This window comes from Pseudomonas sp. PB105 (assembly GCF_009764655.1).
Taxonomy (GTDB): domain Bacteria; phylum Pseudomonadota; class Gammaproteobacteria; order Pseudomonadales; family Pseudomonadaceae; genus Aquipseudomonas; species Aquipseudomonas cyclaminis.
The window spans coordinates 91,629-107,251 of the sequence record NZ_RWIO01000026.1 but is presented as its reverse complement, the minus strand read 5'-3'; the positions used below and the strand labels follow the sequence as shown (position 1 = coordinate 107,251).

The window sequence follows — 15,623 nt, the reverse complement described above, 5'->3', positions numbered from 1 at the left end:
TAATGGCTATCAAGGTTCTGTTGGTGGAAGACGATCGCGCCCTGCGTGAAGCATTGGCTGACACGCTGCTGTTGGCGGGCCATGACTACCGGGCGGTCGGTTCTGCCGAGGAGGCCTTGGAGGCGGTGGAGCAGGAAACCTTCAGCCTGGTGGTCAGTGACGTGAACATGCCAGGCATGGACGGCCACCAATTGCTGGCCCTGCTGCGTGCGCGCCAACCGCAACTGCCGGTGTTGCTGATGACTGCCCATGGCGCCGTGGAGCGCGCGGTGGACGCCATGCGCCAGGGCGCGGCGGACTACCTGGTCAAGCCCTTCGAACCCAAGGCGCTGATCGAACTGGTCGCGCGGCACGCCCTGGGCGTGATCCCCGCCAGCGAAGGCGAGGGCCCGATTGCCTTCGAGCCGGCCAGTGCGCAATTGCTGGAGCTGGCGGCCCGCGTGGCGCGCAGTGATTCCACGGTGCTGATTTCCGGCGAGTCCGGCACCGGCAAGGAAGTGCTGGCGCGTTATATCCACCAACAATCCACTCGCGCCAAACAACCGTTCATCGCCATCAACTGCGCGGCGATCCCCGACAACATGCTGGAAGCCACTTTGTTCGGCCATGAAAAAGGCTCGTTCACCGGCGCCATCGCGGCCCAGGCGGGCAAATTCGAACAGGCCGACGGCGGCACCATCCTGCTGGACGAAATCTCGGAAATGCCGCTGGGCCTGCAAGCCAAGCTGCTGCGGGTGCTGCAAGAGCGCGAAGTGGAGCGCGTGGGCGCACGCAAGCCGATCCAGCTGGACATCCGTGTGGTCGCCACCACCAACCGTGACCTCGCCGGCGAAGTGGCGGCGGGGCGCTTTCGTGAAGATCTGTTCTACCGGCTTTCGGTATTTCCCCTGGCCTGGCGCCCGCTGCGTGAGCGCCCAGCGGACATCGTCCCGCTGGCCGAGCGCCTGCTGAACAACCACGTCAAAAAAATGAAGCACGCCCAGGCGCGACTGTCGGCCGAGGCGCAAGCCTGCCTGATCAGCTATCCCTGGCCGGGCAACGTGCGGGAACTGGACAACGCCATCCAGCGCGCGCTGATTCTGCAGCAGGGCGGTTTGATCCAGCCCCAGGATTTCTGCCTGTCCATGGGCAGTGGTGCGGCGCCATTGCCTACCTTGGCGCCTGCGCCCGTGATCGCTGAGGCGGAGCCCGGCGGTGCCCTGGGCGACGACCTGCGTCGCCGCGAATTCCAGATGATCATCGACACCCTGCGCGCCGAGCGCGGCCGCCGCAAAGAGGCCGCCGAGCGCCTGGGCATCAGCCCGCGTACCCTGCGCTACAAGCTGGCGCAAATGCGTGACGCCGGGATGGACGTGGAAGCGTATCTGTTCGCCACCTGACCGGTAACAAGGTCGACAAGGTTTGTCGCCTTTTCTTACGACTTGATACAGAGCTGGCACCCTTGTTGCTACCTCCCCTAGTAATCGCTGCGTAGTGTCAAAAATTTGCGGGTTGGAGAGAGAAGTTCATGAGCCAGGGTATTGAGTTCAATCGATTGATGTTGGATATGCGCTCCATGCAAATGGATGCCATGGCTCAACCGAAATCCGTCGCGCCAGCGCCGCAATTGGGCCAAAGCAGCTTCGCCGACATGCTCGGCCAGGCCATCAACAAAGTCAGTGACACCCAGCAAGCCTCCAGCCAGTTGGCCAACGCATTCGAGATCGGCAAAAGCGGCGTGGACCTCACCGATGTGATGGTCGCCTCGCAAAAGGCCAGCGTCTCCTTCCAGGCTCTGACCCAAGTGCGTAACAAGCTGGTTCAGGCCTATCAAGACATCATGCAGATGCCGGTTTAAGGGCGAGATTTAAGTCATGGCAGAAGCAGTCTCCGACAACGTACCCGCCAAGGCAGACGGCAAGCCGCCGCTGTTTGGCCTGTCGTTCCTGGAAAACCTCTCGGAAATGACCATGCTGCGTCAGGTGGGCCTGATGGTCGGCCTGGCTGCGAGCGTGGCAATTGGTTTTGCCGTGGTGTTGTGGTCGCAACAACCCGATTACCGTCCGTTGTATGGCAGCCTGGCGGGCATGGATTCCAAGCAGATCATGGAAACCCTCGCCGCCGCCGACATCGCCTACACCGTGGAGCCCAATTCCGGCGCGTTGCTGGTCAAGGCCGATGACGTGGCCCGTGCGCGCATGAAGCTCGCCGCCGCTGGCGTAACGCCGTCCGACAGCAATATCGGTTTTGAAATCCTCGACAAGGACCAGGGCCTCGGGACCAGCCAGTTCATGGAAGCCACGCGTTACCGTCGTGGCCTCGAAGGCGAGCTGGCCCGCACCATCTCCAGCCTCAACAACGTCAAGGGCGCCCGTGTGCACCTGGCCATTCCGAAAAGCTCGGTGTTTGTGCGTGATGAACGCAAGCCAAGTGCTTCGGTATTGGTCGAGCTGTTCTCCGGCCGTTCCCTGGAGCCAGGCCAAGTGCTGGCGATCGTCAACCTGGTGGCGACCAGCGTGCCTGAACTGAGCAAATCCCAGATCACCGTGGTCGACCAGAAGGGCAACCTGCTGTCGGATATGGCGGAAAACTCCGCGCTGACCCAGGCCGGCAAGCAGTTCGACTACAGCCGCCGCATGGAAAGCATGCTGACCCAGCGTGTGCACAACATCCTGCAACCGGTGCTGGGCAACGACCGCTACAAGGCTGAAGTGTCCGCCGACGTGGACTTCAGCGCGGTCGAGTCGACCTCCGAGCAATTCAACCCGGACCAGCCGGCCTTGCGCAGTGAGCAGTCCACCAGCGAACAACGCACCGCCGCCAACGGCCCGCCGCAAGGCGTGCCGGGTGCCCTGAGCAACCAGCCACCGGCCCCGGCCTCGGCCCCGCAAACCACCGGTGGCGCTGCTGCTGCCGCTGCTGCGATCCAGCCTGGCCAGCCATTGCTGGACGCCAACGGCCAGCAGATCATGGACCCGGCCACCGGCCAGCCGATGCTCGCACCGTACCCGGCGGACAAGCGTAACCAGTCCACCAAGAACTTCGAACTCGACCGTTCCATCAGCCACACCAAGCAACAACAGGGCCGCGTCAATCGCCTGTCGGTGTCGGTGGTGGTCGATGATCAGGTCAAGGTCAATGCGGCGGATGGCGCCGTTACCCGTGCGCCGTGGAGCGCCGACGAATTGGCGCGCTTCACCCGCCTGGTGCAGGACGCTGTCGGTTTTGACGCCAGCCGTGGTGACAGCGTCAGCGTGATCAACATGCCGTTCTCCGCCGAGCGTGGTGAAGTCATCGCCGAAGCGGCGTTCTACACCCAGCCGTGGTTCTGGGACATCGTCAAGCAAGTGCTGGGTGTGTTGTTCATCCTGGTGCTGGTGTTCGGCGTGCTGCGTCCGGTGCTCAACAACATCACCGGCAACGGCAAGAACAAACAACTGGCGGCGTTTGGTGGCAGTGACGTCGAGTTGGGTGGCATGGGCGGCCTGGACGGCGAACTGGCCAACGACCGCGTCAGCCTCGGCGGCCCGCAAAGCATCCTGTTGCCAAGCCCGAGCGAAGGCTACGACGCACAGTTGAACGCAATCAAAAGTCTGGTGGCAGAAGACCCGGGCCGTGTGGCCCAGGTCGTGAAAGAGTGGATCAACGCAGATGAGTGATAATCGAGCCGCTGTTGCCAAGCTCACCAAGGTCGACAAAGCCGCAGTCCTGCTGCTGTCCCTCGGTGAAACCGACGCCGCCCAAGTGCTGCGCCACATGGGCCCCAAAGAGGTTCAGCGGGTGGGCGTGGCCATGGCGCAAATGCGCAATGTGCACCGTGAGCAAGTCGAACAGGTGATGAGCGAGTTCGTCGAGATCGTCGGCGACCAGACCAGCCTGGGCGTCGGCTCCGACAGCTACATCCGCAAGATGCTCACCTCGGCCCTGGGCGAAGACAAAGCCAACGGCCTGATCGACCGTATCCTGTTGGGCGGCAATACCAGCGGTCTGGACAGCCTCAAGTGGATGGAACCGCGTGCGGTCGCCGACGTGATCCGCTTCGAGCACCCGCAGATCCAGGCCATCGTCGTCGCGTACCTCGACCCGGACCAGGCCGGTGAAGTGCTCGGCCACTTTGACCATAAAGTGCGCCTGGACATCATCCTGCGGGTGTCGTCGCTGAACACCGTGCAGCCAGCGGCCCTGAAAGAATTGAACACCATTCTGGAGAAACAGTTCTCCGGCAACTCCAACGCCGCACGGACCACCTTGGGTGGCATCAAGCGCGCGGCGGACATCATGAACTTCCTCGACAGCTCGGTCGAAGGCCAGTTGATGGACTCGATCCGCGAGATCGACGACACCCTGTCCGGCCAGATCGAAGACCTCATGTTCGTCTTCAACAACCTATCCGATGTCGACGACCGTGGCATCCAGGCGCTGCTGCGCGAAGTCTCCTCCGACGTGCTGGTGCTGGCCCTCAAAGGCTCGGACGAAGGCGTCAAGGAGAAGATCTTCAAGAACATGTCCAAGCGTGCTTCGGAACTGTTGCGCGACGACCTGGAAGCCAAGGGCCCGGTGCGCGTCAGCGACGTGGAAACCGCGCAAAAAGAAATCCTCACCATTGCCCGCCGTATGGCCGAAGCCGGAGAAATCGTTCTCGGCGGGAAGGGCGGCGAAGAAATGATCTAAGGCGCCCCTGATGTCGAACAAAGATGAGGCGCCCAGCGATCTGATTCGCGCACGGGATGTCGGTGGGTTCGACATCTGGTCGTTGCCCAGTTTCGATCCGCACGTGCCGGAGCCTGAGCCGGAACCGGTTGAAGAGCTGCCGGTGGAAATGGAAGAAGTGCCGCTGGAAGAAGTCCAGCCACTGACCCTGGAAGAGTTGGAAAGCATCCGCCAGGAGGCTTACAACGAAGGCTTCGCGGCCGGTGAAAAAGACGGTTTTCGCAGCACCACCCTCAAGGTGCGCCAAGAGGCCGAAGCGGCGCTGAGCGTCCAGTTGGCCAGCCTGGAGCGCTTGATGGGCGTGTTGTTCGACCCCATCGCCGAGCAGGATTCGCAGATCGAAAAATCAATGGTCGGCCTGGTGGAACACATTGCCCGCCAGGTGATCCAGCGCGAACTGGTGCTCGATTCCAGCCATATCGAAAGCGTGATGCGCGAAGCCCTCAAGCTGCTGCCCCTGGGTGTCGGCAATGTACGGCTGTACATCAACCCGCAGGATTTCGAGCAGGTCAAAGCCCTGCGCGAGCGCCATGAAGAAACCTGGCGCATCGTCGAAGACGCAGCGCTGCAGCCCGGTGGTTGCCGGGTCGAGACCGAACACAGCCGCATCGATGCCACGGTGGAAACCCGCATCAGCCAGATCATGGCCAAGTTGCTGGATCAAGTTCACGAGCAGGTATTGAACCCCGCCGAACCTGACCTCAGCGTGGACCTGGACGCTACCGATGCGCCTTGATCGCACCAGCTTCGCCAAGCGCCTGAGCGGCTACGTCGAAGCCACTGAGCTGCCCGGCCAGCCCATCCTCGAAGGGCGCTTGTTGCGTATGGTCGGCCTGACCCTCGAAGCCGAGGGCCTGCGCGCCGCCATGGGCAGCCGCTGCATGGTGATCAACGACGACAGCTACCACCCGGTGCAGGTCGAAGCGGAAGTGATGGGTTTTTCCGGCAGCAAGATTTTCCTGATGCCCGTGGGTAGCCTGGCGGGCATCGCCCCCGGCGCCCGCGTGGTGCCGCTGGCCGATACGGGTCGCCTGCCCATGGGCATGAGCATGCTTGGCCGCGTGCTGGATGGCGCCGGTCGCGCACTGGACGGCAAGGGCGGCATGAAAGCCGAAGACTGGGTGCCGATGGACGGCCCCACCATCAACCCGCTCAACCGCAACCCCATCAGCGTGCCGCTGGACGTGGGCATTCGCAGCATCAACGGATTATTGACGGTCGGCCGCGGCCAGCGTCTGGGCCTGTTCGCCGGTACCGGTGTGGGTAAATCGGTGTTGCTGGGCATGATGACGCGCTTTACCGAGGCCGACATCATTGTGGTGGGGCTGATCGGCGAACGGGGCCGCGAGGTGAAGGAGTTCATCGAGCACAGCCTCGGTGAAGAAGGCCTCAAGCGCTCCGTGGTCGTCGCCTCTCCAGCGGACGATGCGCCGCTGATGCGTTTGCGCGCCGCGATGTACTGCACGCGCATCGCCGAATATTTTCGCGACAAGGGCAAGAACGTCCTGTTGCTGATGGACTCGCTCACACGTTTCGCCCAGGCCCAGCGGGAAATCGCCCTGGCCATCGGTGAACCGCCGGCGACCAAGGGTTACCCGCCGTCAGTGTTTGCCAAGCTGCCCAAGCTGGTGGAGCGCGCCGGTAATGCCGAGGCCGGTGGCGGCTCGATCACCGCGTTCTACACCGTATTGTCCGAAGGTGATGACCAGCAGGACCCCATCGCCGACTCGGCGCGGGGCGTGCTCGACGGTCACATTGTGCTGTCGCGCCGTTTGGCCGAAGAAGGGCACTACCCGGCCATCGATATCGAAGCGTCCATCAGCCGGGTCATGCCGGCGGTGGTCACGCCGGAGCATATGGTCCGTGCGCAACAATTCAAGCAGTTGTGGTCGCGCTATCAACAGAGCCGCGACCTGATCAGCGTCGGCGCCTACGTGGCCGGTGGTGATCGCGACACCGACCTGGCGATCGCCCTGCAACCGCAGTTGGTGACCTACCTGCGCCAGGGCCTGAACGACAAGATCAGCATGGGCGAAAGCGAAGCCCATCTGCACTCCATCTTCGCGCCTGCGCCAGGCGGCTAAGCCATGGCCAACAGCCGCGCCGCGCGCCTGGCCCCGGTGGTGGACATGGCCGAAAAGGCCGAAAAAACCGCCGTGCAGCGCCTGGGTTATTTCCAGGGCCAGGTTCGCCTCGCGGAAAGCAAGCTGGGCGACCTGGAACGCTTTCGCGGTGAGTACCAGCAACAATGGATCGAGCGCGGCACCAAGGGCGTTTCGGGCCAATGGCTGATGGGCTACCAGGGCTTTCTCAATCAACTGGAAACCGCCGTCGGCCAACAGCGCCAGAGCCTGGCCTGGCACCAGAACAACCTCGATAAAGCCCGCGAAAGTTGGCAGGAAGCGTTTGCGCGGGTCGAAGGCTTGCGCAAGCTGGTGCAGCGCTATATCGATGAGGCGCGGGCCCTCGAAGACAAGCGCGAGCAGAAGCTGCTGGATGAGTTGTCCCAGCGCATGCCGCGTAAAGATGTGTATTGATCTTGGCGAGAAGTTGCCCACAGCCCCATCACCTGCTACACCTTGTTGCATATCGCCAATGACAAGGAAGCCGTCGTATGTCAGTCGAGTCAGAAGTATCCCTGGATGGGAAGAAGTTGATGATTGCAATCAAGGGCCGGTTTGATTTCGGCAGTCATCAGGACTTTCGTGAGTCCTACGAGCGTTTCTACAAGGTGCCTGAGTCGTACGTGGTCGACCTGAAAGACACCACGTATATGGACAGTTCGGCCCTGGGCATGCTCCTGCTGCTGCGCGATCACGCGGGTGGGGACGATGCGCAAGTCGAGGTGATCAACAGCAACTCCGACGTGCGCAAGATCCTCGCCATCTCCAACTTCGACAAGCTGTTCGACATCAATTGAGCGCCCTGGCCCCTGCGGTTGAGCCGCTGACGATCTTGATCGCCGATGACAATGCGACCGATCTTCTGCTGCTGTCGACCATTGTGCGGCGCCAGGGGCATCAGGTGCTTACCGCCACCAACGGCGAAGAAGCTGTCGAGCTCTTTGCCCGCGAGCGTCCGCAACTGGTGCTGATGGATGCCTTGATGCCGGTGATGGATGGCTACGGCGCCGCGCGGTGGATCAAGCAACTGGCGGGGGAGGAATTGGTCCCCATCATTTTCCTCACCTCCCTGCGCGATAGCGCCGCCCTGGCCGATTGCCTGGATGCCGGCGGTGATGACTTCCTGCCCAAGCCCTATAACCAACTGATCCTGGCGGCCAAGATCAACGCGATGGACCGCCTGCGCCGCCTGCAAGCCACGGTGTTGCAACAGCGTGACCTGATCGCCAGGCACCATGACTATCTGCTGCATGAGCAGCGGGTGGCCAAGGCGGTGTTCGACAAGGTCGCCCACTCCGGCTGCATCAACGCCGCCCCGAACATCCGCTACCTGCAATCGCCCTATGCGCTGTTCAATGGCGACCTGCTGCTGGCGGCCTACACGCCGTCGGGCGACATGCACGTGCTGCTCGGCGATTTCACCGGCCACGGCCTGCCGGCGGCAGTGGGCGCCATGCCCCTGGCGGAAGTGTTCTACGGCATGACCGCCAAGGGGTATGGCCTGTCTCAGATCCTGCGGGAGATGAATGCCAAGCTCAAGCGCATCCTGCCGGTGGACATGTTCTGCTGCGCCACGCTGTTGTGCCTGAGCACCGAGCGGCGTGCGCTGGAGGTGTGGAACGGCGGTATGCCCGACGGTTATGTGCATGACGTCGCCAGCGGCAAGCGCACGCCGCTGCAATCGCGGCATTTGCCGTTGGGGGTGCTGTCGGCGCAAGCCTTTGATGACCGCACCGAGGTGTGGCCCATGGCCTTGGGCGACCGGGTGTTTTTGCTGTCCGACGGCGTGCTGGATACCGCCGATGCCCACGATCAACTGTTCGGTGCCGAGCGTTTGCAGCAGGTCTTCGCGGCCAATCGCGAGCCCAATCGCCTGTTCGAGGATATCGAAGAGGCCCTGGCGGCGTTTCGCGGTGAGGCGCGGGATGACGTGAGCATGGTGGAAATCACCCTGCGGGCCGGCCAGTCACTGCGTGCCACCGGCCCGTTGTATGCCGACAGTGGCCAATCCTGCCCGCTGGATTGGTCGGTCAGCTTCGAATTCCGTGCCGAGACCCTCAAACGCTACAACCCTTTGCCTTATTTGCTGCAGCTGCTGCTGGAAATCCACGGCCTGCGCGAGCAGAGCGGGGCGCTCTACAGCGTGATGGCCGAGTTGTATTCCAATGCCCTGGAGCACGGCGTGCTCGGGCTGGACTCGCGGCTCAAGTGCGATGCCCAGGGTTTCGCCGAATATTATCGCCAGCGCAACGAGCGTCTGGCGCAGTTGAACAGCGGTTACGTGCGGGTACATGTGCAAGTGGTACCCACCCCGATGGGCGGCAAAATGACCCTGCGCCTGGAAGACAGCGGGCCGGGCTTCGACGTGGAACGGGTACTGGCGCGGCCGCTGGACGTGGACCGTCTGTCTGGTCGGGGCCTGAGCCTGGTGCGCCAGCTGAGTAGCGAGGTACGCTGGTCCGACGGTGGGCGCAGTGTCTGCGTGGAGTTTTGCTGGGGGGCTCTGGCATAATCCGCCGATTCTTGATCAGGGAGCGAGCAAGTGGCAGAGATTCATATGGACCCGGATGTGTTGTCGGGTTTGCAGGAGGTGATGGAAGGCGACTATCCCAAGCTGCTTGATACCTTTCTGGACGACTCCCGCAAACGCGTCGAGGCGCTGCGCCAGGCGCGGGATGATGCCAAGGCGCTGGGGCAGATTGCGCACAGTTTCAAGGGCAGCAGTGGCAACCTTGGGGCGGTGCGTTTGGCGCAGTTGTGTCAGTTGCTGGAGGCTGAGTCTGTTGAGGCTGCTTCGGACCTGGGGGGCTTGGTGGATCAGATTGATCGGGAGTTTGAGTTGGTTCGGCCGTTGTATGAGCATGAACGGGAGCGGTTTGCCGGGGTTTGATCGAGCGTGCCATTGGCCAGGCACCGGCTATGCACCCATTGCACAGCGCATCCCGCAAACCTGGCCCAACTCTTGCTATATCTCCTGATACTGCATCCCCGATCCCCATGCAGTGGAGACCTTTACTTATGCCAGTCGCCCCTAATTCGCTTCTTCAGGCTGCTCCTGCGGCCAAGCCGCAAGCGCCTGCCGCTAATGCACTGGTCACGGCCGCGGACCCACGGGACAAGGGCCCTGGCTTCGCTCAAGTGTTCGCCAACCAAGGCACGAAAGCCCCGGTCAAGGCCGACGACAACTCGGTCAAACCAGCGCGGGACAAGCCTGCCGATGCCGCCGCCAAACCGGCGACCGGCAGCGACAAGCCTGCCGCCAGTACGCCCGCCGTTGCCGATAGCGGCAATACCTTGCCTGCCAAGCCGCCAGTCGCGTCCGACGACAGCGCCAGCGCGGATGAGGAGGCGCCGGCTGACCCGACGCTGGTGGTGCAACAGCCCGCCGTTGATCCGGTTGTCGACCCGGCGTTGATTGCCGCCGTCACCCCGGTGGCCGTACCCGTTCCGGTGGCAGTCCCGGCCCCTGTCGCTGACGCAGCCGACATTAAGGCTCAGCCCGTGAGCGCAGCGCCAATTGCGGCGAGCGAAGAAGCCAAGCCGGTGTTCGACCCCGAGGCCGATCCCCTGGATGCCTTGCCGACCCTGCGCCTGGCGATGGAGCAGGGCGGGCATGTGTCGGCCAGCAGCCAGGCGCAGGCCAAGACTGCGCCGACGACCACCCAGGACCAGCCAACCGCCGCGCAGAACTTTGCTGCCGGCCTAGCCACGATGGTCGACGAGCAAGCCACCAAAGACAGCACTGACCAAGGCGGCGACAAGGCCTTCAGCGGCTTGATCGAAGGCGGCCTCAAAGACCTGAAAAACGCCAGCAGCGACACCCGTGTCGATGACTTCGCCAATCGCTTGGCGGCGCTGACCCAGGCGGCCACGCCGAGAACGGCCAACGCCTTGCCGCCGACGACGAATGCGCCACTGGCCATGCACCAGAGCGGCTGGACTGACGAGATCGTCAATCGGGTGATGTACCTGTCCAGCGCCAACCTCAAGTCGGCGGAGATCCAGTTGCAGCCGGCTGAACTCGGTCGGCTGGATATCAAGGTCAACATGACCGCCGACCAGCAGGCCCAGGTCAATTTCATGAGTGCTCATCCGGTGGTGCGTGAGGCGCTGGAAAGCCAGTCGGGCCGCCTGCGGGAGATGTTTGCGCAACAGGGCATGGGGCAGGTGGACGTCAATGTGTCCGACCAGTCCCGTGGTCAGGAGCAGCAGCAACAGCAGGCCCAGACCGGTGGCGTGAGTCGCGCTGGGCGCGGTGGCGACAGCGGTGACAGCGGCAGCCACCTTGATGTGGCTGAAGCGGTTGCGCCCGTGACGTCTACGGTGGTCGGCTCCAGCGCCGTCGATTACTACGCCTGACCTGAGCCTGGCATGGGTCAAAATGTGGGAGGGTGCTTGCCCCCGATAGCGGTGTGTCAGTCAACTGATGTATGAACTGAAACACCTCATCGGGGGCAAGCCCCCTCCCACATTTGTTTTGTGGTGCCCTTCATCCCCGCTTGCCCGGACAACTCTGGCATAACACTTGCTCTTGCCTTTCCGTAGATCTATGAATCCCCGAATAGTGACGGATTATTGGCATGGCGAAGAGCGAAGACGCAGCAAAAGCACCCGCAGGCAAAGGCAAGCTCAAGCTTATCCTGATGATAGTCGTGGGCCTGCTCCTGGCCATCGGCGCCTCCGTGGGCGGCACCTGGTACATCATGCACAGCAGTGCAAGCAAACCGGCACCCGCCGCTGAAACCGCCAGTAACGTCAAGCAACCGGCAATCTTCGAGCCGATGCTTCCGGCCTTTGTCGCCAACTTCAATCAGAACGGTCGTCAGCGCTACCTCCAGGTGAGCATCACCTTGCTGGCGCGCGACAAAGGCGACCTCGAATCCCTCAAAGTGCATATGCCGGTGATCCGCAACAACCTGGTGATGCTGTTCTCCGGGCAGAGCTTCGACACCCTGGCCACCCCGGTGGGCCAGGAAATGCTGCGCCAGAAGGTCACTGCCAGCGTGCAGGAAGTGGCCCAGAAAGAGCTCGGCAAAGTCGTGGTCGAGCAGGCGCTCTTCACTAACTTCGTATTGCAGTAGGATCACGACATGGCCGTGCAAGACCTGCTGTCCCAGGATGAAATCGACGCGCTGTTGCATGGCGTCGACGATGGTCTGGTACAGACCGAAATGGCTGCCGAGCCCGGCAGCGTCAAAAGTTATGACCTGACCAGCCAGGATCGCATCGTCCGTGGACGCATGCCGACGCTGGAGATGATCAACGAACGTTTCGCCCGTTACACCCGGATCAGCATGTTCAACATGCTGCGCCGCTCGGCGGACGTGGCGGTGGGCGGCGTGCAGGTGATGAAGTTCGGCGAGTACGTGCACTCGCTGTACGTGCCGACCAGTCTCAACCTGGTCAAGATCAAGCCGTTGCGCGGCACCGCGCTGTTCATCCTCGACGCCAAACTGGTGTTCAAGCTGGTGGACAACTTCTTTGGCGGTGACGGCCGTCACGCCAAGATCGAAGGCCGCGAATTCACCCCTACCGAGTTGCGCGTCGTACGCATGGTGCTGGAGCAGGCCTTCATCGACTTGAAGGAAGCCTGGCAGGCCATCATGGAAGTCAATTTCGAGTACATCAACTCGGAAGTAAACCCGGCCATGGCCAACATCGTCGGGCCGAGCGAGGCCATTGTGGTGTCCACGTTCCACATCGAACTCGATGGCGGCGGCGGCGACCTGCACGTGACCATGCCGTACTCGATGATCGAGCCGGTGCGCGAGATGCTCGACGCCGGTTTCCAGTCCGACCTGGACGACCAGGACGAACGTTGGGTCAAGGCCCTGCGCGAAGACTTGCTGGACGTCGACGTGCCCTTGAGCGCCACCGTGGCCCGTCGCCAACTGCGCTTGCGGGATATTTTGCACATGCAGCCGGGGGACATCATCCCCGTCGAGTTGCCGGAAGAAATGATCATGCGCGCCAACGGCGTGCCGTCGTTCAAGGTCAAGCTGGGTTCCCACAAGGGCAACCTGGCTCTTCAAGTGGTCGAGCCGATCAATCGTCGCTGATCAACACTCATTTTTGCTTCGCCGAGGACATGCAATGGCTACCGAACACGAAAACACTTCCGCCGAAGACCAGGCCCTGGCTGACGAATGGGCTGCGGCCCTGGAAGAAACCGGCGATGTGGGCCAGGACGACATCGACGCCTTGCTGGCCGCCGATGCCGCCACCGCACCCGCAGGAAACCGCATGCAAATGGAAGAATTCGGCAGCGTGCCGAAGAACAACGACCCGGTGACCCTTGATGGGCCGAACCTGGACGTGATCCTCGACATCCCGGTGTCGATTTCCATGGAAGTGGGCAGCACCGACATCAATATCCGCAACCTGCTGCAGCTCAACCAGGGCTCGGTGATCGAGTTGGATCGCCTGGCCGGTGAGCCATTGGACGTGCTGGTCAACGGCACCCTGATTGCCCACGGTGAAGTGGTGGTGGTCAACGAGAAGTTCGGCATCCGCCTGACGGACGTGATCAGCCCGAGCGAACGCATCAAGAAGTTGCGCTGATATGAAGCGGCTGATGGTGGGACTCTGGGTCGCGCTGCCATTGAGCGCCTGGGCGGCAGAACCGGTGGCTCAGGCGGCCGTCGCTGCGGCGCCGGTCGGCAGCGGCCTCGGTGGCCAGTTGACCCAGCTGGTGCTGGGTCTGTTGCTGGTGGTGGGCCTGATCTTTGTGCTGGCCTGGCTGTTGCGCCGCGTGCAGCAGGTCGGTCCGGGCAACGCGCAGGTGATCGAGATGATCGGCTCCCGCGCCCTCGGCCCGCGTGATCGACTGGTGCTGGTGCAAGTGGGTGAAGAACAGATCCTGTTAGGCCTGACCCCTGGCCGCATCACCCCGCTGCATGTGCTCAAGACCCCGGTGAACGTGGATCAGTCCAAGCCCGCCACGCCCGAATTCGCTCAGCGCCTGATGGAATTGCTGGGCAAGGATCAGAAGGATACGAAGTAATGCGCGTTTTATTGACGCTCATGCTGTTGCTGGCTGCGCCGTTGGCGATGGCCGCCGACCCGTTGTCGATCCCGGCGATCACGTTGGGTACCAACGCGTCCGGGGCCCAGGAATATTCGGTCAGCCTGCAGATCCTGCTGATCATGACCGCGCTGAGCTTTATCCCGGCGTTTGTGATGCTGATGACCAGCTTCACACGGATCATCATCGTGTTCTCGATCCTGCGTCAGGCCCTTGGCTTGCAGCAGACGCCGTCGAACCAGATTCTCACCGGCATGGCGTTATTCCTGACCATGTTCATCATGGCGCCGGTGTTCGACAAGGTGAACCAGCAAGCCCTGCAGCCCTATCTGGCGGAAACCATTACCGCCCAGGTGGCGATTGACCGGGCCCAAGTGCCGATCAAGGATTTCATGCTGTCGCAGACCCGCTCCAGCGACCTGGAGCTGTTCATGCGCCTGTCCAAGCGCACTGACATCGCCACGCCGGATCAGGCGCCGCTGACGATCCTGGTGCCGGCCTTCGTGACGTCTGAGTTGAAGACTGCGTTCCAGATCGGCTTCATGATCTTTATCCCGTTCCTGATCATCGACCTGGTGGTGGCGAGCGTGCTGATGGCCATGGGTATGATGATGCTGTCGCCGCTGATCATCTCGTTGCCGTTCAAGATCATGCTGTTTGTGCTGGTGGACGGCTGGGCGCTGATTATCGGCACCCTGGCCGGCAGCTTCGGCGGGGTATAGGTCGATGACTCCAGAAGTTGCCGTCGACCTGTTCCGTGAAGCGCTGTGGCTGACCACCGTGATGGTCGCCGTGCTGGTGGTGCCGAGCCTGTTGGTGGGCCTGCTGGTGGCGATGTTCCAGGCCGCCACGCAGATCAACGAACAGACCCTGAGCTTCCTGCCGCGCTTGCTGGTGATGCTGGTCACCCTGATCGTCGCCGGCCCGTGGCTGGTGCAAACCTTTATGGAATACATCCTGCAGCTGTACGGCAGTATTCCGCACTTGATCGGCTGATCGGATGAACTCCCTGCTGGCATTGACCGACACCCAGATCAGCACCTGGGTGGCTTCGTTCATCCTGCCGTTGTTCCGCGTGACGGCCATGTTGATGGCCATGCCGGTGTTCGGCACGACCCTGGTGCCGCGTCGTGTGCGCCTGTATTTCGCCGTGGCGATCACGGTGGTGCTGGTGCCGGGCTTGCCGCCCATGCCGCCGGTGAACGCCCTGGACCTGAGCGCCCTGATGCTGATCGCCGAACAAGTCCTGATCGGCGCCATGCTGGGCTTCTCCCTGCAACTGTTCTTCCAGGCGTTTGTGATTGCCGGGCAAATCATCTCGATCCAGATGGGCATGGGCTTCGCTTCCATGGTCGACCCCACCAACGGCGTGTCGGCGGCGGTGATCGGGCAATTCCTGACGATGCTGGTGACCTTGCTGTTCCTGGCCATGAACGGACACCTGGTGGCGTTCGAGGTGCTGACCGAAAGCTTCACCACCTTGCCGGTGGGTTCCGGCTTGGTCGTCAATCACTTCTGGGAAACGGTCGGGCGCCTCGGTTGGGTGCTGGGCGCGTCGCTGTTGCTGGTGCTGCCGGCGATCACTGCGTTGTTGGTGGTCAACATCGCGTTTGGCGTGATGACCCGTGCGGCGCCGCAGTTGAACATCTTTTCGATTGGTTTCCCGTTGACCCTGGTATTGGGCATGGGGATTTTCTGGGTCGGCCTGGCCGACATTCTCAATCAGTATCAACCGCTGGCGACCGACGCCTTGCAGTTCTTACGTGATCTGGCACGGGCGCGCTGAG

At 62.3% G+C, this 15,623-nt stretch carries 18 protein-coding genes; all 18 read left to right on the top strand.

Annotated elements, in window-relative coordinates; all coding sequences use genetic code 11:
* Nucleotides 1-2: 2 nt before the first annotated feature.
* The 18 genes from EJD88_RS03895 (at nt 3) to fliR (ending at nt 15,622) form a co-directional block, all read left to right on the top strand.
* Entirely contained in the window at nt 3-1,379 is a 1,377-nt protein-coding gene (locus EJD88_RS03895; protein WP_158876884.1) for a sigma-54 dependent transcriptional regulator, read from the top strand.
* Nucleotides 1,380-1,507: 128 nt separating this feature from the next.
* Complete coding sequence (fliE, locus tag EJD88_RS03890; RefSeq protein WP_099584119.1) at nt 1,508-1,837, top strand: flagellar hook-basal body complex protein FliE; 330 nt, start codon at nt 1,508-1,510, stop codon at nt 1,835-1,837.
* A gap of 16 nt (nt 1,838-1,853) precedes the next feature.
* Nucleotides 1,854-3,638: a flagellar basal-body MS-ring/collar protein FliF gene (fliF, locus tag EJD88_RS03885; protein WP_099584120.1), complete on the top strand. Its 1,785-nt coding sequence runs from the start codon at nt 1,854-1,856 to the stop codon at nt 3,636-3,638.
* A complete protein-coding gene (gene fliG / locus EJD88_RS03880) occupies nt 3,631-4,650 on the top strand; it encodes a flagellar motor switch protein FliG (RefSeq protein ID WP_017735208.1) in 1,020 nt (339 codons plus the stop codon). Before fliF ends, fliG begins: the two co-directional genes overlap by 8 nt.
* A gap of 10 nt (nt 4,651-4,660) precedes the next feature.
* Nucleotides 4,661-5,425, top strand: a complete 765-nt coding sequence (gene fliH, locus EJD88_RS03875) for a flagellar assembly protein FliH (RefSeq protein WP_099584121.1) — start codon at nt 4,661-4,663, stop codon at nt 5,423-5,425.
* Nucleotides 5,415-6,773 carry a flagellar protein export ATPase FliI gene (fliI, locus tag EJD88_RS03870; protein ID WP_099584122.1) on the top strand — a complete coding sequence of 453 codons (1,359 nt, stop codon included), beginning with the start codon at nt 5,415-5,417 and terminating at the stop codon, nt 6,771-6,773. The genes fliH and fliI overlap by 11 nt, the downstream gene beginning before the upstream one ends.
* 3 nt (nt 6,774-6,776) lie before the next feature.
* Nucleotides 6,777-7,226, top strand: coding sequence for a flagellar export protein FliJ (gene fliJ / locus EJD88_RS03865; RefSeq protein WP_099584123.1), 450 nt, complete (start codon nt 6,777-6,779; stop codon nt 7,224-7,226).
* 77 nt (nt 7,227-7,303) lie between these two features.
* Entirely contained in the window at nt 7,304-7,609 is a 306-nt protein-coding gene (locus EJD88_RS03860; RefSeq protein WP_112196370.1) for an STAS domain-containing protein, read from the top strand.
* Entirely contained in the window at nt 7,606-9,324 is a 1,719-nt protein-coding gene (locus EJD88_RS03855) for a fused response regulator/phosphatase (protein ID WP_099584125.1), read from the top strand. Before EJD88_RS03860 ends, EJD88_RS03855 begins: the two co-directional genes overlap by 4 nt.
* Nucleotides 9,325-9,354: 30 nt before the next feature.
* The gene (locus tag EJD88_RS03850; RefSeq protein WP_158876882.1) at nt 9,355-9,702 is read left to right on the top strand and encodes an Hpt domain-containing protein; all 348 of its coding nucleotides are present in this window, start codon (nt 9,355-9,357) and stop codon (nt 9,700-9,702) included.
* Nucleotides 9,703-9,830: 128 nt separating this feature from the next.
* The gene (locus EJD88_RS03845) at nt 9,831-11,171 is read left to right on the top strand and encodes a flagellar hook-length control protein FliK (RefSeq protein ID WP_158876880.1); all 1,341 of its coding nucleotides are present in this window, start codon (nt 9,831-9,833) and stop codon (nt 11,169-11,171) included.
* Between the two features lie 221 nt (nt 11,172-11,392).
* On the top strand, nt 11,393-11,893 hold the full coding sequence (gene fliL / locus EJD88_RS03840; protein ID WP_099584128.1) for a flagellar basal body-associated protein FliL: 501 nt from the start codon (nt 11,393-11,395) through the stop codon (nt 11,891-11,893).
* A gap of 9 nt (nt 11,894-11,902) precedes the next feature.
* Entirely contained in the window at nt 11,903-12,871 is a 969-nt protein-coding gene (fliM, locus tag EJD88_RS03835) for a flagellar motor switch protein FliM (protein ID WP_010208755.1), read from the top strand.
* A gap of 34 nt (nt 12,872-12,905) precedes the next feature.
* The gene (gene fliN / locus EJD88_RS03830) at nt 12,906-13,373 is read left to right on the top strand and encodes a flagellar motor switch protein FliN (protein WP_099584129.1); all 468 of its coding nucleotides are present in this window, start codon (nt 12,906-12,908) and stop codon (nt 13,371-13,373) included.
* A gap of 1 nt (nt 13,374) precedes the next feature.
* A complete protein-coding gene (gene fliO / locus EJD88_RS03825) occupies nt 13,375-13,815 on the top strand; it encodes a flagellar biosynthetic protein FliO (protein WP_158876878.1) in 441 nt (146 codons plus the stop codon).
* Nucleotides 13,815-14,558, top strand: coding sequence for a flagellar type III secretion system pore protein FliP (fliP, locus tag EJD88_RS03820; RefSeq protein WP_099584131.1), 744 nt, complete (start codon nt 13,815-13,817; stop codon nt 14,556-14,558). The genes fliO and fliP overlap by 1 nt, the downstream gene beginning before the upstream one ends.
* 4 nt (nt 14,559-14,562) lie before the next feature.
* Nucleotides 14,563-14,832 carry a flagellar biosynthesis protein FliQ gene (fliQ, locus tag EJD88_RS03815; protein ID WP_099584132.1) on the top strand — a complete coding sequence of 90 codons (270 nt, stop codon included), beginning with the start codon at nt 14,563-14,565 and terminating at the stop codon, nt 14,830-14,832.
* A 4-nt stretch (nt 14,833-14,836) separates the two neighbouring features.
* On the top strand, nt 14,837-15,622 hold the full coding sequence (gene fliR / locus EJD88_RS03810) for a flagellar biosynthetic protein FliR (RefSeq protein ID WP_099584133.1): 786 nt from the start codon (nt 14,837-14,839) through the stop codon (nt 15,620-15,622).
* Nucleotide 15,623 lies beyond the last annotated feature (1 nt).